The organism is Streptomyces sp. Qhu_M48 (genome assembly GCF_051305195.1).
Taxonomy (GTDB): Bacteria; Actinomycetota; Actinomycetes; order Streptomycetales; family Streptomycetaceae; genus Streptomyces.
In genome coordinates, this window is the sequence record NZ_CP195432.1 from 5,453,686 (window position 1) to 5,477,083 (window position 23,398).

The window sequence follows — 23,398 nt, forward strand, 5'->3', positions numbered from 1 at the left end:
TCTCGGCCGTCGGGCTCTTCTGGAAACCGAATACCGTGGCAATGGTCCGACGGGAATGACCGTCGGAGCTGAAAGAACGTTTCCAGTGGCTGACATCGCCGACATAGGCGCTTGAAGTATGGGAGCCACGACTACTACTGAGGTCGACAGTAGCACGCCGCTTCGACCCGTGTACGTTTCATAACTCCGCGCTGTCCTCCGGGGAGAGAACCCTCGCGCTCCGGGGCGAGAAGCCTCCCCGCGCCGCGTGGTGAATCCTCTGTTCGCCGCCGTAGATACCGGCCCGCCAGGGGCACGGGGTCAGGGAGCCCGGCCCACCGGGGGCGCGGGGTCGCGGGAGTCCGGCCCACCGGTCCGGACGCGGATCGGGGCCGCGCGGCTGTCGCCGCGCGGCCCCGATCACGTACGCCTCGCATCCCGCCCGCGCCTCCGCGGAGCCCGCGGTTCGACGGGCGGGGTAGGGAGAGGATCAGGCGGGGGTGATGTTCTCCGCCTGGGGGCCCTTCTGACCCTGGGTGACGTCGAACGTCACGGTCTGGCCCTCCTGGAGCTCACGGAAGCCGGTCGAGTTGATCGCCGAGTAGTGGGCGAAGACGTCCGGGCCGCCACCGTCCTGGGCGATGAAGCCGAAGCCCTTTTCCGCGTTGAACCACTTCACAGTTCCCGTAGCCATGTTCATGCCTTCCAGTCGATGAACGCCTTCCGCACCATGCGGAAGACGGAGGTGATCGCCCTGGTCCCTGCGGCACAGCACAGCAAAACGCCCACACCGAAGGCGTGAGCAAGGGAACTTCCGAACCACGACAGCTGACCCAGACGCTACACGTCCGCACACGCTGTCACCAGAGGAAACGGCGTTACGCGCCACACGTCCGAGTTGTGCACGCCCGATCTGCCGGTATCCGGTGGGCGTGCACCTTCTCATTCATCGGTCCGCGGGTCGGCCGTGTCGGCGGCGCGGCGGTACTCGGCGTTGATGCGCTGGGCCTCTTCGAGCTGGTCCTCCAGGACGATGATGCGACAGGCGGCCTCGATGGGCGTGCCCTGGTCGACGAGTTCGCGGGCGCGGGCGGCGATGCGCAACTGGTAGCGGGAGTAGCGGCGATGACCGCCCTCCGAGCGCAGCGGGGCGATCAGCCGGGCCTCGCCGATGGCCCGGAGGAAGCCCTGGGTGGTGCCGAGCATCTCGGCGGCCCTGCCCATCGTGTAGGCGGGGTAGTCGTCGTCGTCGAGACGGCCGTACGGGTCGTCCGCTGTCATGCGCACCTCTCTGTGGAACGCGGAGAGGGGTCCTGGCGCCGGAGCGGCACCAGGACCCCGAAGGAACTGCTCCACCCTCCGCCGGTGTCGATCCGGCCGAAGGCGCGAACCACTCGCCGCGTCAGCGGCGGGACCACTCTCGGTGGCCCCTGATCACCGCGGGCCACCCCGTCCGGCGGTCCGTCTCCGCCGGACCTCGCCACTTCTATGGGTTATGAAAAAACCATAGTCAAGCCGCCGACGAATGTCTACGACGGTCACAACAGGTTTTCGCGTGTCGAAGGGTGAGGTACCGGGCACCGGCTACTCCTCGTCGACGGTCGGCGCTTCCCGTCGGCCGTCGACGAGGGGGCGGGCGCCGGCGTCGGCGTCGGCCGCGTCGGCGAGGGCCTCCGCGGCGGCTTCCGCGGCCTGTGCCGCGTCGTCGGCGGCCTGGGCGGCCGCCCGGTCCTCCGAGGACGTCTCACGGGTGGCCGGCGACTGGGGCAGCACCTCGCTGAAGGCGCGCGACACCCCGTCGAGGGCGGAGGTGACCTCGCTGGGGATCACCCAGAAGGTGCTGCCCGCGCCCTGGGCGAGCTGCGGCAGCATCTGCATGTACTGGTAGGCGAGGAGCTTGGGGTCGGGGTCGTTGCGGTGCACGGCCTGGAACACCTCGTCGATGGCCCGGGACTGGCCCTCGGCCTTGAGGATCTCGGCGGTGCGGTTGCCCTCCGCCCGCAGGACGGCGGACTGCTTGTCGCCCTCGGCGGTGAGGATCTGCGACTGCCGCTGCCCTTCGGCCCCCAGGATCGCCGCCCGCTTGTCGCGCTCGGCGCGCATCTGCTTCTCCATCGCGTCCTTGATGGACTGCGGGGGGTCGATGGCCTTGATCTCCACGCGGTTGACCCTCAGCCCCCACTTGCCGGTGGCCTCGTCCAGTACTCCCCGGAGCTGGTTGTTGATGGTGTCGCGCGAGGTGAGGGTCTTCTCCAGGTCCATGGAGCCCACGACGTTGCGCAGGGTGGTGACGGTGAGCTGCTCGACGCCCTGGAGGAAGTCGGCGATCTCGTAGGCGGCCGCGCGGGGGTCCGTGACCTGGAAGTACAGGACGGTGTCGATCTCGACGACCAGGTTGTCCTCGGTGATGACCGGTTGCGGCTTGAACGAGACGACCTGTTCCCGCAGGTCGATCACCGGGTAGACCCGGTCGACGTACGGGATGACGAGGTTGAGACCCGGCCTCAGGGTGCGGCGGTAGCGGCCGAGGCGCTCGACGTTGCGGGCGCGCGCCTGGGGCACGATGCGCACCGCCCGCACCACCGTGAAGACGGCGATGAGCGCGACGATCAGGCCGGCTATGAGCAGCGCCGAGAATTCCATGGCTCACTCCCGGGGGTAGACGAGGGCGGTGGCGCCGCTGATCTCCATGACCTCGACCGTCGTTCCCGGAGGGATCACCAGCGTCTCGTCATAGGCGCGGGCCGTCCATTCCTCGCCGCCGATGCGGACCCTGCCGCCCAGGCCCGAGACCTCCGAGACGACGTACGCGGCCCTGCCGACCAGCGCGTCCACGCCGAACCGCTCGGTCTGGGGCTTGAGCAGGTGACGCACGGCGAGGGGGCGTACGAAGACCACGCTGACCACGGCGACGACGGTGAACACCAGGAACTGCAGGGGCGTCGGAAGTCCGGCCGCGGCGAACCCCGCGGTGACCAGCGCGGCCGCGCTCAGCATGCCCAGCGCGGCGGTGAGGGTGAGCAGTTCGGCTATCGCCAGCAGCCCTGCGACGCTCAACCAGATCAGCCATGGATCCATTGCGTCCTCCTGGCCGGTTCGGCGGCGGAGGTGGTTCGGGCGACGTATTCGCCCCATATCGTAATTCTAGGGCTTTTCCGGAAATACGGTCTTGAGGGCCGGAGGCGGGCCCGGGCGATCGGGCGGGGCCCGATCGCCACGGCGTCTCCTAGGCCACCGGCGCCTTCTCGGGCACCGCCGCGACGGCGGGCTCGGGGGCGGCCGGAGCCGGGGCCGTACGGGGTGCCTGCGCGCCGCGGAGACCGAGCCCCGCTATGGCCGCGACCAGGGCGAAGGCCGTGGCCCCGATCCAGAAGGTGAGGGTGAAGCCGGATTCGGCGGGGAGCGGCGGGGCTCCGGCGGGAAGGTGGTCGAGGGTCCGCGAGGCCAGGATCGTGGTGACGACCGCGCTGCCGATCGCACTGCCGGTGGAGCGGGAGATGGAGTTGATGCCGTTGGCGATGCCGCTCTGGTGGTGCGGGACGCTCGCCATGATGACGGCCGGCATGGCCGCGTACCCGAAGCTGACAGCCGCTCCGACCACGACTCCGGCGCCGATCACCGAGGCGGTGTGGCCGTGGTCGAGGCCGAGCCAGGCGAAGCCGACGGTACCGAGGCCGGCGGCGAGGGCGAGGGCCGTGCGGGGGCCGCGGTGCCGGACCAGCCGGCCGCCGATCGGGGAGGCCAGGAGGGAGACGATCGCGCCGGGCAGCAGGAACTGGACGGAGGCGCGCAGGATCGAGGCGTCGAAGCCGTAGCCGGTGAGGGCTTCGGGCATCTGGACGAGGTAGGAGACGCCCAGGAAGTTCGCGAACATGCCGAAGCCGACGAGGATGCCGGCCAGGTTGGCCATGAGCACGGGGCGGTGGACGAACATCCTCATGTCGACGAGGGGTTCGCGGACCTTGCGTTCGACGAGGACCCAGACGACGGTCATGACGGCCGCGCCGGCGAAGGCGCCGAGCGTGCGGGCGGAGGTCCAGCCCCATTCGTGGCCCTGCGAGATGGGCAGCAGGAGCAGCAGCAGGGCGAGGCCGAGGGTGAGCGCGCCGAGGAGGTCGGTGCGGCCGCCGGTCTTGTGGCGGGTCGCGGGGACGAGGAGGACGACGGCGAGCAGGGCGAGAGCGGCGAAGCCGGTCGCCATCCAGAAGGCGCTGCGGTAGTCGGCGTCGGAGCCGGAGGTGAGCAGGCCGGTGGCGACGAGCGCGAGGCCGCTGCCGAAGGCGAGGGTGCCGCTGACCAGGGACATCGCGCCGGGCAGCTTCTGCGGGCGGACCTCTTCGCGCAGGACGGACAGGGCGAGCGGGAAGATCGCGGTGGCGGCGCCCTGGAGGACGCGGCCCAGGATCAGCAGGGGCAGCGAGGTCGCGAGGGCGGCGACGACGGAACCGGCGACCATGACGCCGAGCACGGCGACGAGCGTGGGCTTCTTGCCGTGCTGGTCGCCGAAGCGGCCGAGCAGCGGGGTGAAGACGGCGGCGGAGAGCAGCGTCGCCGTGGTCACCCAGCTGACGTCGGCGGTCGTGGTGCCGAGGTCGGTGCGGATGAGGCCGAGGATCGGGACCGGCAGGGTCTGCATCATCGAGACGACCATGGCGGCGAGGCTCAGGGCGAAGACGATGCGCGTCTCGCGCCGGGGGTCGGCGGCGGGCGGCGCGGGGGTGTGGCTCATGGCAGGGGAGGCCTTTTCCGTGCCTGAGGCGTCGGGGCTTTCCGGGGAACGCCGGAGCGCCAGAGCTTCAGGCCGTCGATGTTTGATGTCATCAAGTACTTCGACGAAGGTAGGCCTCGATACTTGAGAGGGTCAAGTAATGCCAAGTAAACAATTGATAATGTCAAGTGTTCTCAGTAGGCTCGCACCATGAGCGCGACGACCCCCGAGACCCCCACCAAGCTCCAGCTCCTGGAGCTCCTCGCCGCCATCGGCACGGCCCAGTGGCGCGACTTCGCGGCCGCCGCGGCCCACCACGGTCTGACCTCCACCCAGGCCAAGGTCCTCGCCCAGCTCGACGGTCCGCTGCCCATGCGCGCCCTCGCCACCCTGCTGGTGTGCGACGCGTCCAACGTCACGGGGATCGTCGACCGCCTCGAAGCCCGCTCCCTGGTCCGCCGCGAGCCCTCCCCCGCCGACCGGCGCGTCAAGAACGTCGTGGCGACCGACGAGGGCCGCGAGGTCATCCGTCGCGTCCGCGAGGAGATGCAGGCCACCAGCGGAGCGCTCGACACGCTCGACGCGGACGAGAGCGCGGCTCTCTACGGCCTGCTCGCCCGGCTGCGCCCGGGCATGGAGAAGAACGCCTGACCGGGGACCCGCCGGCCGGCGGTGTCAGGGGCTCGTCGTCGAGACCGCGTACACCCGGGGGAAGGCGGGATCGGTGAGGTCGACGGTGAGGTCCGTCGTCGGGCGCGGCGCCTCGCGCCTCACCGTGGTGCCCACCCAGTTCATGCCCTCGACGAAGGTCCAGCCGGCGATCTCGGAGTCCCGTTCGCCGACGGTGATCCGGCCCGGGGCGAGGGCGGCCCTGCCCGTGCCGGACTCGGCGAGGAAGGTGTCGAGGCCGGTGGCGGTCGTCGTGAACTGCACGTACAGCCGGCTCGTCTTCCAGTTGCTGGTCTCGTAGTAGGCCACGTCCCAGGCCCCGCCCGGGACCGGGACCTCGAAGACCCGGCGCTTCATCAGCGACGGCCAGTTGTCCTGGAGACCGGCCGCCGAGGACTCGCGCTCCTTGTCGCGCCCACTGTCGCGGCTCTGACCTGCGGAGATGACGAGGTACCCGGCCGGAATGCCCACGAGCAGCACGATGATGACGGCCGTGAGCCAGCGGCGGCGGATCATGTGCCGCCGGTCCTCGGGCAGCTTGTCCCGCGGGGTGCGCGGAGGGGTGGTCTGGTGGGGCACGGTCATGAAGGAGGGTCCTCGGGGGTACGGGGGGCCCGGCCCGAGGTCCCGTTGCGCAGGGCCTGGGCGTAGCGCTCGTACCGTTCGTACCGCTCCACCCGGCGCCGGTTGGCGCGGCGGAAGCGGCGGGCGACGAGCCGGGCGAGGTCGGCGGCACCGACCATCCCGGCCTCCGGGCCGAGCTGGGCGCGGGTGATGCGGGCCTCGGGGCGGTAGCCGCGGCCGGTGAGATGGCGGCGGAAGGCGTCCCTCGCGGGGCCGATGAGGAGGTCGTCGGCGGCCGAGACGCCGCCGCCGATGACGAAGCAGGAGGGGTCGAGGGCGGCGGCGAGGTTGGCGATGCCGACGCCGAGCCACTGACCGATGTCCTGGAACAGCTCGACGCACATGGCGTCGCCCTCACGGGCGAGCTCGGTGATGAGCGGTCCGGTGATCTCCGGGACGTTGCCCTTGACCCGCTCGATGATGTTGTACGCCACCGGGGAGTCGGCGGCGGCCAGCTCGCGGGCCTCGCGGACCAGGGCGTTGCCCGAGCTGTACTGCTCCCAGCAGCCGCGGTTGCCGCAGGGGCAGCGGTGCCCGCCGGGGACGACCTGCATGTGGCCGAACTCGCCGGCCACCCCGTACTTGCCGCGCTTGACCTGGCCGCCCTCCAGGATGGCGCCGCCGATGCCCGTACCGAGGGTGATCATGACGAGGTGGTCCTCGCCGCGTCCGGCTCCGAAGCGCCACTCGGCCCAGGCGGCGGTGTTCGCGTCGTTGTCGACCATGACGGGAACGGCGAGGCGGCTCTGGAGGGCGTCGCGGAGGGGCTCGTTGCGCCAGGCGAGGTGCGGGGCGAAGAGCACCGTGGCGCGCTCGGCGTCGACCCAGCCGGCCGCGCCGATGCCGACGGCGTGCACGTCGTGCCGGTCGGAGAGGTCCAGGACCAGTTCGACGATGGTGTCCTCGACGACCTTGGGGCTCTTGGACTTGTCCGGGGTCTCCGTGCGGAGCTTCTCCAGGATGTTGCCGTCGGCGTCGACGACACCGGCCATCACCTTCGTACCGCCGATGTCGATGCCGACGGTTGGCACGCGGGGCGCCGTCAGGTGGGAGCGCCGCTCCCGGGTGCCGACGGTCCGCAGCACGGTGCCGCGGGCGGAGCCCCGGTGCGCGAGATCACGGTAGGTACTCATCGGCTCCGATTCTGCCAGGTGGGGTGTGCAGGGGCCGTCACATCGAGGAGGGCGCGGTCACGTCGCGGAGGGCCGCTCCAGTTCGTGGCGGAGGTCCTCCAGCTCCGTGCCGCCGGCCATCTGCCGGGTCAACTCGTCGAGCGTGATGGAGCCCTTGGTGTGGCTGCCGGCCATCACGCCGCGCTTGAGGAGGACGAACCGGTCGCCGACGAGGTAGGCGTGGTGCGGGTTGTGGGTGATGAGGACCACGCCGAGGCCCTGGTCGCGGGCGGCGGCCACGTACTTCAGGACGACGCCGGACTGCTTGACGCCGAGCGCGGCGGTCGGCTCGTCGAGGACGAGGACCTTGGCGCCGAAGTGGACGGCGCGGGCGATGGCCACGCACTGCCGCTCGCCGCCGGAGAGGGTGCCGATCGGCTGGTCGACGTCGCGCAGGTCGATCCCCATGCGGAGCAGCGCCTCGCGGGTGGTGGACCGCATCAGGCCGACGTCGAGCCGCTTGAAGGGGCCGGAGCCCCTGGTCGGCTCGGAGCCGAGGAAGAAGTTGCGCCAGACCGGCATGAGCGGGACCACGGCGAGGTCCTGGTAGACGGTGGCGATGCCCCGGTCGAGGGCGTCGCGCGGGTTGGCGAGCGTGACCTCCTCGCCCTCGATGCGGAAGGTGCCGGCGTCGTGCTGGTGCAGACCGGCGACGATCTTGATGAGGGTGGACTTGCCGGCGCCGTTGTCGCCGAGGACGCAGGAGATCTCGCCGGAGCGGACCTCCAGGGAGACCCCTTCGAGGGCGCGGATGTTGCCGTAGTACTTGCTGACGTCGTCGAGCTCGACCAGCGGCGTGGTCACGTTCGTCACTTGGTGGCCTCCACGCGCTTGCGGATCCAGGCGTTCAGCAGGGTCGCCAGGAGGAGCATCGCTCCCAGGAAGAACTTGAACCAGTCCGGGTTCCACTCGGCGTACACGATGCCCTTGCTGGTCATGCCGAAGATGAGGGCGCCGACGGCCGAGCCGATGGCGGAGCCGTATCCGCCGGTGATCAGACAGCCGCCGATGACGGCCGCGATGATGTAGATGAGCTCGTTGCCGACGCCCTCGCCCGACTGGACGACGTCGAAGGAGAAGAGCAGGTGCTGGCCGGAGATCCAGGCGCAGAACGCCACGCCCATGTAGAGGCCGATCTTCGTCCGGTAGACGGGAACGCCGACCGCGCGGGCCGCGTCGGAGCCGCCGCCGACCGCGAAGATCCAGTTGCCGAAGCGGGTGCGGAGCAGGATCCAGGTGGCGAGCGCGACGAGGCCGAACCACCACAGGATGGTGACCTTGAACTCGACGCCGCCGATGGTCAGCTGGGAGGCGAAGAGCTTGCGGGCGGAGGAGAAGCCCTCCATGTCGGCGATGGTCTTGGTGGAGACGGTGCCGCTGATCAGCTTGGTGAGGCCCAGGTTCAGGCCGGTCAGCATGAGGAAGGTGCCGAGCGTGATGATGAAGCTGGGCAGTCTGGTACGGGTCAGCATGAAGCCGTTGAAGACGCCGATCGCCAGGGTGACGAGCAGCGAGACGCCGACGCCGACCCAGACGTTGGCCGTCATCTGGTAGCTGAACATCGACGAGATCAGGGCCGAGCTGGTGACCATGACACCGGCGGACAGGTCGAACTCGCCGCCGATCATCAGGAGCGCGACGGGGACCGCCATGATGCCGATGGTGGAGGCCGCGTAGAGCACGGTCCCGAGGCTGGAGGCCTTCAGGAAGCTGTCGGCGACCACCGAGAAGAAGACGAAGACGGCGATCGCGCCGACGACCGAGCCGAGCTCGGGGCGGGCGAGGAGCTTCTTCAGCGGGGTGGTGCGCAGCAGCCGCTCGTCGACGTGGTCGATACCGGACGGCCCGGACGCCGGTGCGGTGGAACTCATCGGGTGCCACGCTCCGCGTACTCGACGAGCTTCGCGGCGTCGTCCTCGGTGATGATCTGGGGGCCGGTGAGGACGGGCCTGCCGCCGCCGAGGACGTTGGCGTTGTAGCGGTAGAGCCAGAGCAGGTCGACGGCCTCGTACCCCTGGAGGTAGGGCTGCTGGTCGACGGCGAAGCCGAGGGTGCCGGCCTGGAGGGCGGTCGCGACCTTGGCGTTGAGGTCGAAGGTGTCGATCTCGGCCTTGCTTCCGGCGCTCTTCGCGGCCTGGACGGCGGCGTCGGCGAAGGGGGCGCCGAGGGTGACGACGGCGTCCACGTCCTTGTCGGACTGGAGCTTGGCCTCGATGGACGCCTTCACGTCGGGCATGTTGGTGCCGTCGACGTAGAGGTTGACCAGCTCGCCGCCGAAGGTCTTCTTCGTGCCGGCGCAGCGCTGCTCGTGACCGACGTTGCCCTGCTCGTGCAGGACGCAGAGCGCCTTCTTCTTGCCGCGCTTGTCGAGCTCCTCGCCGACGGCCTCGCCGGCGACGGTCTCGTCCTGGCCGATGTGGGTGAGCGCCCCGTACGCCTTGGACTGGGCGGCGCCCGAGTTCACGGTGATCACGGGGATGCCCGCCTTGACGGCCTTCTCGACGGCGGCCTTCATGGCGTCGGGCTTCGCGAGCGTGACGATCAGACCGTCGACGCCCTTGGCGACGTACGAGTCGATCAGCTGCGCCTGTTGCTGGGCCTCGTCGCTGTGGGCGTAGAGGAAGTTGATGTTGTCCTTGGCGGCGGCCTGCTTGGCGCCCTTCTGGACGATGTCCCAGAAGGTGTCGCCGTCACCGGAGTGGGTCACCATCGCCACGGTCCAGCGGGGGGTGTCGACGGCCGCCCTGCCCTGGGCCTCGGCGGCCTTGCGGGCGTCCTCCGCCCGCTTCCCGCCGGTGCTGCTGCACCCGGCGAGCGCCGCGGTGAGCGCGAGCGCGAGCACGGCGCCGACCGCGGCGCGTACCCCTCCTGTCCGAAGCCTGGTCACGAGGCCGTGCCCTCCTTTGTGTCCTTTGCGTACATTGCAGTCGTGCATTGCAGTATCGGTCATGCGGGTCGTGGCGCTCGCCAGGGGGCCGGTGTCCGGCCGCTTCGCCGGTGTGCCCCGGTTACGGACGGACCATCAGCTGGAACTCGAAGGAGTAGCGGGCGGCCCGGTAGAGGTGGGAGCCGTACTCGACGGCGCGGCCGGTGTCGTCGAGGGTGACGCGCTCCATCGTCAGGAGCGGGGCGCCCTCCGCCTCGTCGAGCAGGGCCGCCTCCTCGGCGGTGGCGGCGCGGGCTCCGATGGCCTGGCGGGCGCTGTGCAGGGTGAGCGCGGCGGTGCGGAGCAGCCGGTAGAGGCCGGTGGCCTCCAGGCGGGCGGTGTCCGGGTCGACGAGTCCGGCGGGAAGGTGGTTGCGCAGGTACGCCATGGGCTCGCCGTGTGCGGTGCGGAGCCGTTCGAGGTAGTGGACCTCGCTGCCCTCGGGTACGCGGAGGGCGGCCGCGACCGGGCCGGTGGCGGGTTCGGTCCGGTTGACCAGGACGCGGGTGGCGGGGAGTTGTCCGGCGGCGTCCAGGTCGTCGTAGAGGCTGCTGAGTTCCAGCGGGCGGCGGACGGTGCTGTGCACCACCTGGGTGCCGACGCCCCGGCGGCGGACCAGGAGGCCCTTGTCGACGAGGGTCTGGATGGCCTGGCGGACGGTGGGGCGGGAGAGACCGAGGCGGGTGGCGAGGTCGATCTCGTTGCCGAGGAGGGTGCCCGGGGTCAGCGTCCCGTTCTCCACGGCGCTCTCCAGCTGCTGGGCCAGCTGGAAGTAGAGCGGGACCGGGCTGGTGCGGTCCACGGAGAGCGGGGGCAGGGGGGAGCCGGACTGCTTGGACACGGGGGGAGCGTAGCCCGGTGCGTGGATGACGGGAAGTCGTGACGTCCGGTTGTCCTGACAAATCCTTGACACCGGGGACGGGGGCCTCCACGGTGGGGCCATGCGCATCGGACTCATCGGTACGGGACGGATCGGGAGCTTCCACGCGGGTGTGCTGGCCCGCCACCCGGAGGTCGGGGCGCTGGTCGTGGCGGACGCGGACGCCGGCCGGGCGGCCGGGGTCGCGGGGGCGCTCGGGGCGGAGGCGGCGCCGGACGTGGCGGCGCTGTTCGACCACGCCCTGGACGCGGTGGTGATCGCCTCGGCGACGGCCGCGCACGCCGAGCTGATCGCCCGCGCGGCGGGCGCCGGTCTTCCGGCCTTCTGCGAGAAGCCGATCGCCCTGGACCTGCCGGGCACGACCACCGCGCTCGCGGCGGTGACGGAGGCGGGGACCGAACTGCAGCTCGGCTTCATGCGGCGCTTCGACCCGGGGTACGGGGCGGCGCGCGAGGCGGTGCGGTCGGGGCGGCTCGGCCGGCTGCACACCGTACGGGCGGCGACCTCCGATCCGGAGCCGCCGCCGGCCGCGTACCTGCCGCTCTCCGGCGGTCTCTTCCGGGACTGTCTGGTGCACGACTTCGACATCGTGCGGTGGGTGACCGGGCGGGAGGTCGTGGAGGTGTACGCGACGGGCTCCGACGCGGGCCCCGCGATGTTCCGGGAGGCCGGGGACGTGTCCACGGCCGCCGCGCTCCTCACCCTGGACGACGGCACGCTCGTGACGGCGACGGCGACCCGCTGCAACGGCGCCGGGTACGACGTCCGCATGGAGCTGGCGGGCGACCGGGACCAGATCGCGGTGGGCCTCGACGACCGCACCCCGCTCACCTCGGTGGAACAGCAGGGCCCGCCCGCGCCGGGGAAGCCCTGGTCCGGGTTCCTTGAGCGGTTCGGCCCCGCGTACGAGGCGGAGCTCGACGCCTTCGTCCGCCTGGTGCGCGGTGAGGCGGCGAACCCCTGCGACGGCCGGGAGGCCCTGGCGGCGCTCCGGATCGCCGACGCGTGCGAGCGCTCGCGCCGGGAGCGGCGTCCGGTACGGGTGGAGGACGGGGTTCTCTGAGAGAGCCGTCGGGTCACCACCGCACCGGGAGGTGCCGGACTCCGCGCAGGAGGAGGCCCGGGATCCACTCCCAGGGGGCCGCGTCGGGGTCGAGTTCCAGTCGGGGGAAGCGGTCGAGGAGCGTCCGGAGCGCGATCCGGCCCTCCAGGCGGGCCAGCGGGGCGCCCAGGCAGTAGTGGATGCCGTGGCCGAAGGCGAGGTGGCCCCGGGTGTCCCGGCGGATGTCGAACCGGTCGGGGTCGGGGAAGCGGGCCGGGTCGCGGTCGAGCGCCCCGATGCCGACGAGCACATGGTTCTGGGCCGGGATCTCGGTGCCGCCGAGGGTGACGGCCTCGCGGCTGAAGCGGAAGGTGCTGGTCTCCACCGGTCCGTCGTACCTCAGCGACTCCTCGATCGCGCCGTCGAGGAGGCCCGGGTCGGCGCGCAGGGCGGCGAGCTGCTCGGGATGGGTGAGGAGGTTCCGTACGGTGTTGGCGATGAGGTTGACGGTGGTCTCGTGGCCCGCGATGAGCAGCAGGTAGGCCATGGCGCGGAGTTCGGGTCCGGACAGCCGGTCCCCGTCCTCGGCGCGGGCGGCGATCAGGCCGGAGAGCAGGTCCTCGGCGGGTCCCGCGGCCCGCTTGTCCTCGACGAGTGCGTCGAGGTAGTCGGCGAACTCCCGCATGGCCCGGGCCATGCTCTGCTCGCCGGTGGGCGTCACGAGCTCGTTCGACCAGCCGCGGAAGGTGTCGCGGTCGGCGGCGGGCACGCCGAGGAGCTCGCAGATGACGATGATCGGCAGCGGGTACGCGTAGGCGTCGACGAGGTCGGCCCGGCCGGCCGGTTCCATCGCGTCGGCGAGCTCCGCCGTGAGCCGCTCGACGCGCGGGCGCAGGCCCTCCACCCGACGGCCGGTGAACTCGCCCGTGACGAGCCGGCGCAGCCTGGTGTGGTCGGGGGCGTCCGCCGAGAGGAGGTGGACGCCGATGACGTCCTCCTCCGGCGGCCGTACGCCGATGACGGAGGGGGACTTGGCGAGCCGGGGGTCGGCGAGTGCCGCGCGCCCCTCCTCGTGGCCGACGACCAGCCAGAACCGGAAGCCGTCGGGCATCCGTACCTCGTGGACGGGACCGCTCTCACGGAACTTCGCGTAGGAGGGGTACGGGTTCGCGGTGAAGTCCGCGCCGTACTCCCCCAGTTCGATGACGGACATCGGGACAGGCTATCCGACCGGCCCGGGCGGGCCCTGGTGGTGCCGGCCGTACCGGGCGAGCCCCCCTGGCCGGGTCAGCTCGGGTCGTCCTCGCCCAGGAGGCCCGCGTCGTGGACGAGGAGGGCGACCTGGACCCGGTTGTTGAGACCGAGTTTGGCGAGCACGCGGGAGACATGGGTCTTGACCGTCGGCACGCTCATGTACAGCTCGGCCGCGATCTCGGCGTTGGAGAGACCGCGGCCGACGGCGACGGCCACCTCCCGCTCGCGGTCGGCGAGTCCGGCGAGCCGGTCGGCCGCGGCGGTGCGCGGCGGCCGCTCCGGCTGCCCGGCGACATGGGTCATGAGCTGGCGGGTGACGGCCGGGGAGAGCACCGGGTCGCCCGCGGCGACCCGGCGGACGGCGGCGACGATCTCGGCGGGCGCGGTGTCCTTGAGGACGAACCCCGCCGCACCGGCGCGCAGGGCGCGCAGCACCTGCTCGTCGGCGTGGAAGGTGGTGAGGACGACGACCTCCGGAGCGCCGGGGCGGGCGCGCAGGAGTTCGGTGGCGGTGAGCCCGTCCACGTGGGGCATCCGGATGTCCATGAGGACGACGTCGGGGGCGTACCGGGCGACGAGTTCGGGGACCTCGCGGCCGTCGGCTCCCTCGCCGACGATCTCCAGGTCCTCGGCTCCGCCGAGCATGAGGGTGAGGCCCGCGCGGACCAGGGGGTCGTCGTCGACGATGAGCAGCCGGATGGTCATGAGGGCCACGGTAGCCAGGCGTGGAGGGAGAATCCGCCGCCGGGGGCCGGGCCGTGCTCCAGGCGGCCACCGGCGAGGGCGGCGCGTTCGGTCAGTCCGATGAGGCCCTGGCCGGAGCCGGGGACGTGCGGGACCGGTCCGTCGGGCGCCGGGTTGTGGATGTCGACGGTGAGGCCTTCGCCGGGGCGGCCGCGCAGTGTGACGGTGACCCGCGTGCCGGGGGCGTGCTTGCGGGCGTTGGTGAGGCCTTCCTGGGCGATGCGGTAGACCGTGCGGCCGGTGGCGGCGGGCACGGCGGCCGGTTCGTCGACGGTGGTGTCGAGGACGACCTCGGCACCGGCCTCGCGGGATTCGGCGATCAGCGCGTCGAGGGTGGCCAGGGTGGGCTGGGGGCGATCGCCCCCGTCGCCGTTCTCGCCGGGTGCGCGCAGGACGCCGATGATCTCGCGGAGGTCCTGGAGGGCTTCGTGGGCGCTGTCGCGGATGACGCCGGCGGCCCGGGCGATCTGCTCGGGCGGGGCGTCGGGCCGGAACTCCAGGGCTCCGGCGTGCACGCTGAGCAGGGTGAGCCGGTGGGCGAGGACGTCGTGCATCTCACGGGCGATGGCCTCGCGGGCGAGCCGTTGGGCCTGGGCGGCGCGCAGCTCGGCCTCGGCCTCGGCGCGGCGGGCGCGTTCCCTGAGGGCTTCGACGAGCTGGCGGCGGGCCCGGACGAGCATGCCCCAGGCGGTGACGAGCAGGATGAGGACGAAGCCGATCCCGATGGAGAGCCCGGTGTTCGTGGTGGGGTCGGGCCGGACGAAGACCTGGACGGTGGAGGTGACGACGGCGAGCGCCCCGATCCAGGCGACCTCGCGGAAGGGACGGCGTACGGCGACGCTGAACAGACCCACGAGGAGGGCGCCGGCGGCGACCGGGGCGATCACGTTCACCAGGGAGAGGGCGACCGCGAGTCCGACGGGCCGGCGGCGGCGCAGCCAGAGGGCGCAGCAGGCGGCGGCGCCGGCGAGCTGGTCGAAGAGGACGACCGGTTCGCTGTTGTACTGCGCGCTGACATCCGCGACGAGGAGGCCGAAGAGGGCGGCGAGCAGGAAGAGCAGGGTGTCCACGATCCAGTCGCGGACGGTACGGCGGGGCCGGGCCGCCCCGCTCCCGCCCGGTTCGACCAGGTCGGAGGGGAGCAGCCAGCGCTGCCGGTCCGTGCGAGTCATGGCCGCAATGTACGCAGCCGGGGGCGCCGTGCGGGGCATCGGCGGCCGGGACGCTACCGAAGTCGCGGACGTCGATACTTCGGTAGCGGAAGCGTGGCCGGGAGGCGGACGTGACCGCTCGCCCGGCCCCGCCATGATCACTTCATGAAGAAGTTTCTGGAGGTCGCCGGTTTCCTGCTCACTCTCTTCGGCGTGGCGGGGGTGGTGCGCGAGCTGACCGGCGGCTGGTTCCGGCTCTTCGGGGTGACCCGGTTCCTCACCGAGAACGTGTGGTTCCTGGAGGGCCGGGAGCTGTTCGTCAACATCGTGATCGCGGTCCTCGGCCTGGTCGTCCTGATCGCGTCGGACCGGGTGCCGAAGTCCTGAGGGGCGCTTCGGGGTGCCGGGGCCCCGCAGCGCTCCGGCCCGGGGTGCACAGGCCCCGCAGCGCCCCGGCCCGGGGTGCCGAGGTCCGTCGGGCGGGCGCGCCCGCGGGGCGGTCAGGCGCTCGCGGAGTCGAGGCGGGTGACCTCGGCGAGGTGCTCGGACATGCGGTGGGAGACCGAGCCGCTGGTGTAGAGGACGGCGCCGATCACGGCGAGCGGGACGGAGGCACCGATGACGCCGACGAGTTCGGGCCAGTCGCGGGACTCCTCGCAGGCCCTGTCGTGGACGTACTCGCTGGTGAGGAGGGCGGGGCAGGTGTTGCTGCTGTCGTTCGGCTCGTACGGCGTGAGGAGCAGGACGCCGGACCAGACCCAGAGCAGCGCGGCGAGGGTGAGCAGGCCCAGGCCCCAGCCCTGGGTGCGCCGGGCACGGGCGCGGAACTCGTTGTCGTAGGTAAGTGAACGCATGGGCGAAGAACCTACCCGGCGTCCCTGTCGACGGCCCGGCGGCCCCAACTGGTGCCCGCCAGAACGAGGATCGCGCCCACGAGGCCGAGCGCGCCGGGGCGGTCACCGGCGAGGGCGATGCCCGCGGCGGCGGCCCAGAGCGGCTCCGTACCGAGGAGGAGGCTGACCCGGGACGGGGAGGTGCGGCGGACCGCCCACATCTGCACGAAGAAGGCGAAGAGCGTGCAGAAGACGGAGAGGAAGAGCAGGCCTGCCCACTCGCGCGGGCCGAAGTCGAGGGCCACCGCCCAGGGCGAGGCACCCGTGCCGGGGAAGGCCGCGATGACGGCGAAGACGGCGACGGCGGAGCCGAGCTGCACGGTGGTCAGGGAGAGCGAGTCGGCCGACCGGACCGCCTTGATCCGGGACATGGCCAGGACGTGGACGGTACGGGCGAGGGCGGCGAGCAGCATGAGCAGGTCGCCGAGGGAGGGGGCGGTGAACCCGCCGCCCTGGGTGAGGAGGACGACACCGGTGACGGAGAGCGCTCCGGCGGCGAGGAAGGCGCGGGGCGGGACGACCCGGGTGACGGCGGCCTCGGCGAGCGGGGTGAAGATCATGGTGAGGCTGATGATCAGGCCCGCGTTGGTGGCGGAGGTGTGGACGACGCCGTAGGTTTCCAGGAGGAAGATCCCGCCGAGGATCAGGCCGAGGGTCGCGGCGCCGCGCCACTGGGCCGCGTTCAACGCCCGGAGCCTGGTCCAGCCGGCGACGACGAGGACGGGCAGCACGACCGCGAACCGCAGCACGAGGACCGCGATGACGGTGTGGGTGGTGGTGATGCCCTTGGCGGCGAGGTAGCTGGTGCCCCAGACGACGGCGACGAGCAGGACGGGCAGATCGGTGAGCCAGGCCCGACGGGGGCCGGCGACCGGCAGGGGGGCGGCGATCGAGGACATTGCGGCCGTTTCTCCAACTCTCTCAATGGGGTGGAGACTTCGACGGCTCGCACGGGGAGCGATCACGGTACCGGGAGAGGCCTGTGGTGGCTACACCTTTCCGGTCGCGCCGATCGGGGACGTCTCCTTTCGGGGGTTCTGCGGATCAGGGGCCTCGCGGCTCGGAGGCGTCGTGGCTCGGGGGTTCCGTGGCTCGGGGGCCTCGTGGCTCGGAGGCCTCGTCGATCAGGGGCTCTCCAGGGCCTTGACGACCTGGTCCACCTCGTCCGGCATGACCGCGATCAGGACGGTTCCGCCGGACGACGCGTACTCCACGATCCGGGACCCCGGATTGATGGAGATCCCCTCGCGCACGGAGGGCGAGCGCGTCCCCGTCCGCCGCAGATCGGCCGGCAACGCGGCCTCCCGCCTGCCCCAGGAGGCCTTCCAGACCGGAGGGCCCGCACCGATCAGCAGACGTCCGGGCCGCCAGCGGGAGCCCTGCGCCGACCACTTGAGCATGCAGGGCACCCCGGCCACCTCCCCCGCGGCCAGGGCGTCCGACCGCTGCCGCCGCTTCCGGTTCATCAGCCGTCCCACGAGGGCGGCGGCCCCGGCGGCGGCCATGGCGGCGACGGCGAGAGACACTGGTTCGATCACGCCCGCATTCAACCAGGCGGGGAACCCGGAGGGCGCGCCACCCCACGACGGGCCCCGCGCGGCGACGGACGGCGCCTCAGTAGCTGCCGTACTCCGGGCGCCCGGCCGGCTCGTACGTCTGGATGGCGACGCCCGAGCCGGTGGTGCGGGCGTCGGTCTGCCGGAAGGCGGTGGGCCGCACGCCGTCGGAGAAGAGCCTGCGGCCGGTGCCGAGGACCACGGGGAAGACGAGCAGGTGAAGGGTGTCGATCAGGTCGTGGTCGATGAGGGTCCGGGCGAGACCGCCGCTGCCGTGCATCTGGATCTCGCCCTCGGTGCGCTCCTTGAGGGCGGTGACCTCCTCGACGGTGTCGCCGCGGAGCAGGGTGGTCCCGGCCCACTCCACGGAGTCGAGGGTGGTCGAGGCGACGTACTTCGGGAGGGCGTTGAGCTTGGAGGCGATCGGGTCGGCGGGGTCGGTCTGCTTCGGCCAGTAGCCGGCGAAGATCTCGTACGTACGCCGGCCGAGGAGGAACGCGGTCGGCCGGGTGAAGACCTCGGTCATGAACCGCACGAAGTCCTCGTCGCCGTACGGGACGGACCAGCCGCCGTGCTCGAAGCCGCCGCTGGGGTCCTCGCTCGGGCCACCGGGGGCCTGGTGGACGCCGTCGAGGGTCAGGAACTGGGTGAGGCTGAGCGTGGCCATGGTGGTGCCTTTCGTCTCCGGTCCATCGTGTCTCACCAGTGATGACCGCGCGGCCCGGCGAAAGTCATCGGTGACGCCCTGGGCCACGGTGACCGGTGCGGTCTCGGTGACGGGTGCCGGGGACCGGTGCCGGTGAAGGGCGCTGGCGACTGGCGCCGGTGAGCGGCGACCGGTGCCGGTGTCCGGGTCGCGGTCCGATTCCCGCCAGCTTCCCCGCGCGCCACCGACTTTCATTGAACCCGCAACCACTCACCGCTTCTCACGGAGGTTTCGGGATGTCCACGATGAACGGCACGGCGGTCCTGGTGACGGGCGGCAGCCGAGGGATCGGCGCGGCCACGGCCGTTCGCCTCGCCCGGGAGGGCGCCGACGTCGCCTTCACCTACGTCCAGGACGAGGCGCGGGCCAAGGAGGTCGCCGCCCGGATCGAGGCGACCGGCCGCAGGGCGCTGCCCCTGCGGGCCGACGCGGCCGACGCCGGGGACGCGACGGGCGCGGTGGAGTGGGCGACGGACGCCCTGGGGCGGCTCGACGTCCTGGTGAACAACGCGGGTGTCGGTGTCCTCGGCCCCCTGGAGTCCCTCACCCTCGCGGAGGTGGACCGGGTCCTCGCGGTGAACGTCCGGGCCGCCTTCCTTACCTCGCAGGCGGCGGCCGCGCGACTGCCGGAGGGCGGGCGGATCGTCACGATCGGAAGCTGCGTCACCCAGCGGGTGACGGGCACCGGCGGCACGCTCTACACGACGAGCAAGTCGGCGCTGATCGGTCTGACGAAGGCGCTCGCCCGGGAGCTGGGCGGGCGCGGCATCACGGCCAACATCGTCCACCCCGGTCCTGTCGACACCGACATGAACCCGGCGGACGGGCCGTACGCGGGGGGCCAGGCGGTCATGACGGCGCTGGGCCGCTTCGGCACTCCGGAGGAGGTCGCGGCGATGGTCGCGTTCCTGGCGGGGCCGGAGGGGCGGTACGTGACGGGCGCGGAGTTCTCGGTGGACGGCGGGCACGCGGCGTGAGCGCGGGCCCTGCGGGGCTGCGCCCGGAGCGCTGGTGAGCCCGGCCCCAGGCGCCCGGAGCGCTGGTGAGCCCGGTTCCAGGCGCCCGGAGGCGAACCGAGCCCGGAAGGAGGGTGAGGGCGCACCGATGCTGTCGGTCGGTGCGCCCTCGTGGGCCGGGCGGGGTGTCGCACCCGCTCGGCCCATGGGGGTGGGCCGGGCTCGGGGCGGGCGGTGCGGGCCGCCCCGGGCCCCGGCCCCGCGGAACGCCCGGAGGCGAACCGAGCCCCGAAAGGGGCTCTAGCCACCCAGCTCCTGGTGGCGGGCGGTCAGCCGGGCCGTGCCCGCCTCGGTGAGGGAGCCGAAGAGGCGGAGGCGGGAGATGCCGCCGTCCGGGTAGATGTCGATCCGGACGCGGGAGCCGACCGCCGGGGTGTCGAGCACGAAGCGGTGGTTGGTGTCGGGCTGGAGGCGGGTCCGGGGCAGGATCTCGGTCCACTCCTCGGAGTCCGCGGCCGCGACGGAGAGCGCGGCCCAGCCGGCGCTGTTGCCCTTGAGGTACGCGGTGTCGATCTCGACGGCGCGGATCTCGGACTCGGCGGCCAGCTGGTAGCGGATCCAGTCGTTGCCCTTGTCGCGGCGGCGGCGGGTCTCCCAGCCGTCGTCCATCTTGCGGGAGCGGCCGGGCTGGATGGTGTTGGTTGCCGGGGAGTAGAAGCGGTCGGAGGCGTCCTCGACCTGGCCGCCGTTCTCCAGGGCGGCGAGGTCGAAGGTGCCGAGGACGGCGAGCCACGCCGGGTCGGGGGCGACCTCGCCGTGGACCCGGAGGCGGGCGATGCCGCCGTCGGGGTGCTGGTTGACCCGCAGGTGGGTGAAGCGCTGCTCGACGTCGACGGCGAAGCCGTTGGCGGCGTGACCGCCGACGGCGGTGCGCGGGACGAGCGTCGTCCACTTCACGTCGTCGGCGAGGAGTTCCTCGGGCGAGGGTGAGCCGGGGACGGAGGCGGCCTCGACGGAGACGGCCTGCGGGTAGTTGCCCCGGAAGTGGGCGGTGTCGAGGACGATGCCGCGGACGACTCCGGGCGCGCCGAGCCGGACGAGGGCCCAGTCGTGGTCGTCCTCGGTGGGGTGCGGCTGCTGGGCCGAGACGCCACGGCGGCGACGGGTCTCCCAGCCGTCCATGATCTTGCCCTTGTGGCCGAAGTGCTCGGGGTCGAACTCGGCGGCCTCGGGCTTGAGGAGGTTCTCGCGCTCGGCGAAGAACTCGTCGTTGGCGGCGACGACGCCCGCGCCGAGGCGCCGGTCGGCGAGGTCCGCGTACCGGGTGAAGGGGAACTCGGCCGTCCGGTAGTCGGCGTACGGGTCGCCGCCGCCGTAGGGGCTGGCGTCGCCGGTGAAGGAGGGTATGCCGGTGCTCACGGGTCAGTTGTTCCTTTCGAGGAGGCGGCCGGAGGGCTCGGCGAGGGTGCCGTGTTCGACGATCCGCTCTCCACGCAGCCAGGTGGAGGTGACGACGCCGCTGAGGGTCTTCCCCGCGTAGGCGGTGATCCGGTTGCGGTGCTGGAGCTCGGCCGGGTCGACGGTGAAGGTGGCGTCCGGGGCGAGGACGGCGAAGTCGGCGTCGCGGCCGGCCTCGATGGCGCCCTTGCGGGTGAGCCCGGCGAGGCGGGCGGGGCCCTCGGACATCCAGCGGACGACGTCCGTCAGGTCGAATCCACGGCTGCGGGCCTCGGTCCAGATGGCCGGCAGGCCGAGCTGGAGGGAGGAGATGCCGCCCCAGGCGGACGCGAAGTCGGGCGTCTTGAGGTCGGCCGTGGACGGGGAGTGGTCGGAGACGACGCAGTCGATCGTGCCGTCCGCGAGCCCCTGCCAGAGGGCGTCCTGGTTGACGGCCTCGCGGATGGGCGGGCAGCACTTGAACTCGGTGGCGCCGTCCGGGATCTCCTCGGCGGCGAGCGTGAGGAAGTGCGGACAGGACTCGACGGTGATCTTGACGCCCTCGGCCTTGGCGGCGGCGATGACCGGCAGCGCGTCCGAGGAGGAGAGGTGGAGGACGTGGACGCGCGCGTTCAGCCGACGGGCCTGGTTGATCAGGTTCTCGATGGCCGTGTTCTCCGCGTCCCGGGGCCGGGAGGCGAGGAAGTCGGCGTACGCGCCGCCCGTGCGCTGGGGGGCGGCGGCCAGGTGGTGCGGGTCCTCGGCGTGCACGATCATCAGGCCGTCGAAGCCGGAGATCTCGGCGAGCGAGGTCGCCAGCCGCTCCTGGTCGAGCTCGGGGAACTCGTCCACGCCGGACGGTGACAGGAAGCACTTGAAGCCGAAGACCCCGGCGTCGTGCAGCGGGCGCAGGTCCTTGACGTTGTCGGGCAGGGCGCCGCCCCAGAAGCCGACGTCGACATGGGCCTTGGCGCGGGCCACCTCCTGCTTGATCCGCAGGTTCTCGACGGTGGTGGTGGGGGGCAGCGAGTTGAGGGGCATGTCGAGCAGGGTGGTGATGCCGCCGGCTGCGGCCGCGCGGGTGGCGGTCCAGAAGCCCTCCCACTCGGTGCGGCCGGGGTCGTTCACGTGCACGTGGGTGTCGACGAGTCCGGGCAGGACCACGTCGTCGCCGACGTCCTCCAGCCGGGCCCCGGCGGGTACCTCGGCGTCGTACGGCAGCACGGCCGCGATCGTCCCTCCGGAGACGGCGATCGACGCCGGGCGCGTCCCCTCCGGGGTGATGACACGCGTCGAGCGCAGGACCAGGTTGACGTCCACCCGTACCCCTTCTTCAAGTGCTTCGGCGAGAACCGGGCGCTTCGGCGGGAACCGCCCGGCCGCCCGGCAGAAAATTCAACGAACTGTTGAAGGAGTCTTCACTTCCGGACGACATGTCGTCAAGGGCACACTTCCAGCATCCGCCGCCGGTCAACCGCGTCTGGACGTTTCCACAAAGTGGAATGCAAATTCCGTAGAGTAGAACGTAGCTCCGCACATGCGGGGTGGAGCCGGACGCCTCCGGGCCCACGTCGACACCGGACAAACACCCCCTGACCGGCGCGTACGCCGGGACCGGGACCGGGTGTCCCGGCCACTGGCCCGGTAGGCTGCTGCCTTGCCCGCCTGCCCCGAAAGGACCGTTGACGTGCCGACGTCCAGCGCCAGCACCACCGACGCCGCCAAGCCCGCCGCGAGCGGGGGCGTCCAGTCCCTTGAGCGTGCCTTCGACCTCCTGGAGCGGATGGCCGACGCCGGGGGCGAGGTCGGGCTGAGCGAGCTCTCCGCCAGCAGCGGACTGCCGCTTCCGACCATCCACCGCCTGATGCGCACGCTGGTCGCCTGCGGCTACGTGCGCCAGCAGCCCAACCGGCGGTACGCGCTCGGCCCCCGGCTCATCCGGCTCGGCGAATCCGCCTCCCGCCTCCTCGGCACCTGGGCCCGTCCGTACCTGGCGCGGCTCGTCGAGGAGACCGGCGAGACCGCGAACATGGCGCTGCTCGACGGCGACGAGATCGTGTACGTGGCGCAGGTGCCGTCCAAGCACTCGATGCGTATGTTCACCGAGGTCGGCCGACGGGTCCTGCCGCACTCGACCGGCGTCGGCAAGGCGCTCCTCGCCCACACCCCGGCGGAGGAGGTGCGGGCGCTGCTCGCCCGCACCGGCATGCCCGCCGCGACGGAGAAGACGATCACCACGCCGGACGGCTTCCTCGACGCGCTCGTCGCGGTCCGTGAGACGGGCTACGCGGTCGACGACAACGAGCAGGAGATAGGAGTCCGCTGCCTCGCGGTGTCGGTACCGGACTCCCCCACCGCGGCGGCGATCTCCATCTCCGGCCCGGCCGGCCGGGTGACGGAGGCGGCGACGGAGAAGATCGTCCCGATCCTCCAGGAGGTCGCCCGCGAACTCTCGACGGCGCTGGCGAACACGGCGGGCAACGGCGGGGCGTGACACCCCGGGGGCGGGCCTCCCGCCGCGCCGTGGCGGGAGGCCCGGTCGCGGGCCCGGGCGCACCCCCTGCTCCGGGTCACCTCCACGGGGCCGGTTCGGAGTTCGACCCGGGGCCGGTTCGGGGCTCGACCCGGGCCCGGTCCAAGGCCGGACCAAGGCCGGGTGAGGGCCGGGCCAAGGTCGGTCCGAGGTCCGCGCCGCGCCCTG

The 23,398-nt window shown here is 72.3% G+C and carries 25 protein-coding genes; 5 read left to right on the forward strand and 20 right to left on the reverse strand.

Features of this window, described 5'->3' with window-relative positions; genetic code table 11:
* Window positions 1-469: 469 nt before the first annotated feature.
* From ACRRSS_RS24660 to ACRRSS_RS24680, 5 genes are all read right to left on the reverse strand, one after another.
* Window positions 470-673 (reverse strand): cold-shock protein, encoded by a 204-nt coding sequence (locus tag ACRRSS_RS24660; RefSeq protein WP_351906378.1) that lies wholly within the window; start codon window positions 671-673, stop codon window positions 470-472.
* A gap of 248 nt (window positions 674-921) precedes the next feature.
* Window positions 922-1,260 (reverse strand): MerR family transcriptional regulator, encoded by a 339-nt coding sequence (locus ACRRSS_RS24665; RefSeq protein ID WP_435973298.1) that lies wholly within the window; start codon window positions 1,258-1,260, stop codon window positions 922-924.
* Window positions 1,261-1,563: 303 nt separating this feature from the next.
* Window positions 1,564-2,622 carry an SPFH domain-containing protein gene (locus ACRRSS_RS24670; protein ID WP_435973299.1) on the reverse strand — a complete coding sequence of 353 codons (1,059 nt, stop codon included), beginning with the start codon at window positions 2,620-2,622 and terminating at the stop codon, window positions 1,564-1,566.
* 3 nt (window positions 2,623-2,625) lie between these two features.
* Complete coding sequence (locus ACRRSS_RS24675) at window positions 2,626-3,057, reverse strand: NfeD family protein (protein ID WP_435973300.1); 432 nt, start codon at window positions 3,055-3,057, stop codon at window positions 2,626-2,628.
* A gap of 148 nt (window positions 3,058-3,205) precedes the next feature.
* Window positions 3,206-4,708: an MFS transporter gene (locus ACRRSS_RS24680; RefSeq protein WP_435973301.1), complete on the reverse strand. Its 1,503-nt coding sequence runs from the start codon at window positions 4,706-4,708 to the stop codon at window positions 3,206-3,208.
* 189 nt (window positions 4,709-4,897) lie between these two features.
* Between ACRRSS_RS24680 and ACRRSS_RS24685 the strand changes: the two genes are divergently transcribed.
* Window positions 4,898-5,338 carry a MarR family winged helix-turn-helix transcriptional regulator gene (locus ACRRSS_RS24685; RefSeq protein WP_435973302.1) on the forward strand — a complete coding sequence of 147 codons (441 nt, stop codon included), beginning with the start codon at window positions 4,898-4,900 and terminating at the stop codon, window positions 5,336-5,338.
* 24 nt (window positions 5,339-5,362) lie between these two features.
* On the opposite strand, the gene ACRRSS_RS24690 is transcribed toward ACRRSS_RS24685, so the two are convergent.
* From ACRRSS_RS24690 to ACRRSS_RS24715, 6 genes are all read right to left on the reverse strand, one after another.
* Window positions 5,363-5,941, reverse strand: coding sequence for a hypothetical protein (locus ACRRSS_RS24690; protein ID WP_435973303.1), 579 nt, complete (start codon window positions 5,939-5,941; stop codon window positions 5,363-5,365).
* Window positions 5,938-7,113 carry an ROK family glucokinase gene (locus tag ACRRSS_RS24695; RefSeq protein ID WP_435973304.1) on the reverse strand — a complete coding sequence of 392 codons (1,176 nt, stop codon included), beginning with the start codon at window positions 7,111-7,113 and terminating at the stop codon, window positions 5,938-5,940. The genes ACRRSS_RS24690 and ACRRSS_RS24695 overlap by 4 nt, the downstream gene beginning before the upstream one ends.
* A 57-nt stretch (window positions 7,114-7,170) precedes the next feature.
* A complete protein-coding gene (locus ACRRSS_RS24700; protein ID WP_435973305.1) occupies window positions 7,171-7,965 on the reverse strand; it encodes an ATP-binding cassette domain-containing protein in 795 nt (264 codons plus the stop codon).
* Window positions 7,962-9,023: an ABC transporter permease gene (locus ACRRSS_RS24705; RefSeq protein ID WP_435973306.1), complete on the reverse strand. Its 1,062-nt coding sequence runs from the start codon at window positions 9,021-9,023 to the stop codon at window positions 7,962-7,964. The genes ACRRSS_RS24700 and ACRRSS_RS24705 overlap by 4 nt, the downstream gene beginning before the upstream one ends.
* A complete protein-coding gene (locus ACRRSS_RS24710) occupies window positions 9,020-10,039 on the reverse strand; it encodes a sugar ABC transporter substrate-binding protein (RefSeq protein ID WP_435973307.1) in 1,020 nt (339 codons plus the stop codon). Before ACRRSS_RS24710 ends, ACRRSS_RS24705 begins: the two co-directional genes overlap by 4 nt.
* 121 nt (window positions 10,040-10,160) lie before the next feature.
* On the reverse strand, window positions 10,161-10,880 hold the full coding sequence (locus ACRRSS_RS24715; RefSeq protein ID WP_435975417.1) for a GntR family transcriptional regulator: 720 nt from the start codon (window positions 10,878-10,880) through the stop codon (window positions 10,161-10,163).
* A gap of 139 nt (window positions 10,881-11,019) precedes the next feature.
* Between ACRRSS_RS24715 and ACRRSS_RS24720 the strand changes: the two genes are divergently transcribed.
* Entirely contained in the window at window positions 11,020-12,021 is a 1,002-nt protein-coding gene (locus tag ACRRSS_RS24720; protein ID WP_435973308.1) for a Gfo/Idh/MocA family protein, read from the forward strand.
* A 13-nt stretch (window positions 12,022-12,034) separates the two neighbouring features.
* Here the strand turns inward: ACRRSS_RS24720 and ACRRSS_RS24725 are convergent, their stop codons facing one another.
* The 3 genes from ACRRSS_RS24725 to ACRRSS_RS24735 form a co-directional block, all read right to left on the reverse strand.
* Complete coding sequence (locus ACRRSS_RS24725; protein WP_435973309.1) at window positions 12,035-13,213, reverse strand: cytochrome P450 family protein; 1,179 nt, start codon at window positions 13,211-13,213, stop codon at window positions 12,035-12,037.
* Between the two features lie 74 nt (window positions 13,214-13,287).
* Window positions 13,288-13,959 carry a response regulator gene (locus tag ACRRSS_RS24730; RefSeq protein WP_435973310.1) on the reverse strand — a complete coding sequence of 224 codons (672 nt, stop codon included), beginning with the start codon at window positions 13,957-13,959 and terminating at the stop codon, window positions 13,288-13,290.
* Entirely contained in the window at window positions 13,956-15,170 is a 1,215-nt protein-coding gene (locus ACRRSS_RS24735) for a sensor histidine kinase (RefSeq protein ID WP_435973311.1), read from the reverse strand. The genes ACRRSS_RS24730 and ACRRSS_RS24735 overlap by 4 nt, the downstream gene beginning before the upstream one ends.
* A 144-nt stretch (window positions 15,171-15,314) precedes the next feature.
* On the opposite strand from ACRRSS_RS24735, the gene ACRRSS_RS24740 reads away from it, so the two are divergent.
* Entirely contained in the window at window positions 15,315-15,536 is a 222-nt protein-coding gene (locus ACRRSS_RS24740) for a hypothetical protein (protein ID WP_435973312.1), read from the forward strand.
* 113 nt (window positions 15,537-15,649) lie between these two features.
* Here ACRRSS_RS24740 and ACRRSS_RS24745 read toward each other — a convergent pair whose 3' ends face one another.
* The 4 genes from ACRRSS_RS24745 to ACRRSS_RS24760 form a co-directional block, all read right to left on the reverse strand.
* Window positions 15,650-16,003: a hypothetical protein gene (locus ACRRSS_RS24745; RefSeq protein ID WP_435973313.1), complete on the reverse strand. Its 354-nt coding sequence runs from the start codon at window positions 16,001-16,003 to the stop codon at window positions 15,650-15,652.
* Between the two features lie 11 nt (window positions 16,004-16,014).
* The gene (locus ACRRSS_RS24750; protein WP_435973314.1) at window positions 16,015-16,941 is read right to left on the reverse strand and encodes a DMT family transporter; all 927 of its coding nucleotides are present in this window, start codon (window positions 16,939-16,941) and stop codon (window positions 16,015-16,017) included.
* 225 nt (window positions 16,942-17,166) lie between these two features.
* The gene (locus ACRRSS_RS24755; RefSeq protein WP_435973315.1) at window positions 17,167-17,580 is read right to left on the reverse strand and encodes a hypothetical protein; all 414 of its coding nucleotides are present in this window, start codon (window positions 17,578-17,580) and stop codon (window positions 17,167-17,169) included.
* A gap of 76 nt (window positions 17,581-17,656) precedes the next feature.
* Window positions 17,657-18,265 (reverse strand): dihydrofolate reductase family protein, encoded by a 609-nt coding sequence (locus ACRRSS_RS24760; RefSeq protein ID WP_435973316.1) that lies wholly within the window; start codon window positions 18,263-18,265, stop codon window positions 17,657-17,659.
* 275 nt (window positions 18,266-18,540) lie between these two features.
* Here ACRRSS_RS24760 and ACRRSS_RS24765 point away from each other — a divergent pair, with 275 nt between their 5' ends.
* Window positions 18,541-19,281, forward strand: coding sequence for an SDR family NAD(P)-dependent oxidoreductase (locus tag ACRRSS_RS24765; protein ID WP_435973317.1), 741 nt, complete (start codon window positions 18,541-18,543; stop codon window positions 19,279-19,281).
* 279 nt (window positions 19,282-19,560) lie between these two features.
* On the opposite strand, the gene alc is transcribed toward ACRRSS_RS24765, so the two are convergent.
* Window positions 19,561-20,679 carry an allantoicase gene (gene alc, locus ACRRSS_RS24770; protein ID WP_435973318.1) on the reverse strand — a complete coding sequence of 373 codons (1,119 nt, stop codon included), beginning with the start codon at window positions 20,677-20,679 and terminating at the stop codon, window positions 19,561-19,563.
* Window positions 20,680-20,682: 3 nt separating this feature from the next.
* Window positions 20,683-22,017 carry an allantoinase AllB gene (gene allB / locus ACRRSS_RS24775; RefSeq protein WP_435973319.1) on the reverse strand — a complete coding sequence of 445 codons (1,335 nt, stop codon included), beginning with the start codon at window positions 22,015-22,017 and terminating at the stop codon, window positions 20,683-20,685.
* 367 nt (window positions 22,018-22,384) lie between these two features.
* Between allB and ACRRSS_RS24780 the strand changes: the two genes are divergently transcribed.
* The gene (locus tag ACRRSS_RS24780) at window positions 22,385-23,191 is read left to right on the forward strand and encodes an IclR family transcriptional regulator (protein WP_435973320.1); all 807 of its coding nucleotides are present in this window, start codon (window positions 22,385-22,387) and stop codon (window positions 23,189-23,191) included.
* Window positions 23,192-23,398 lie beyond the last annotated feature (207 nt).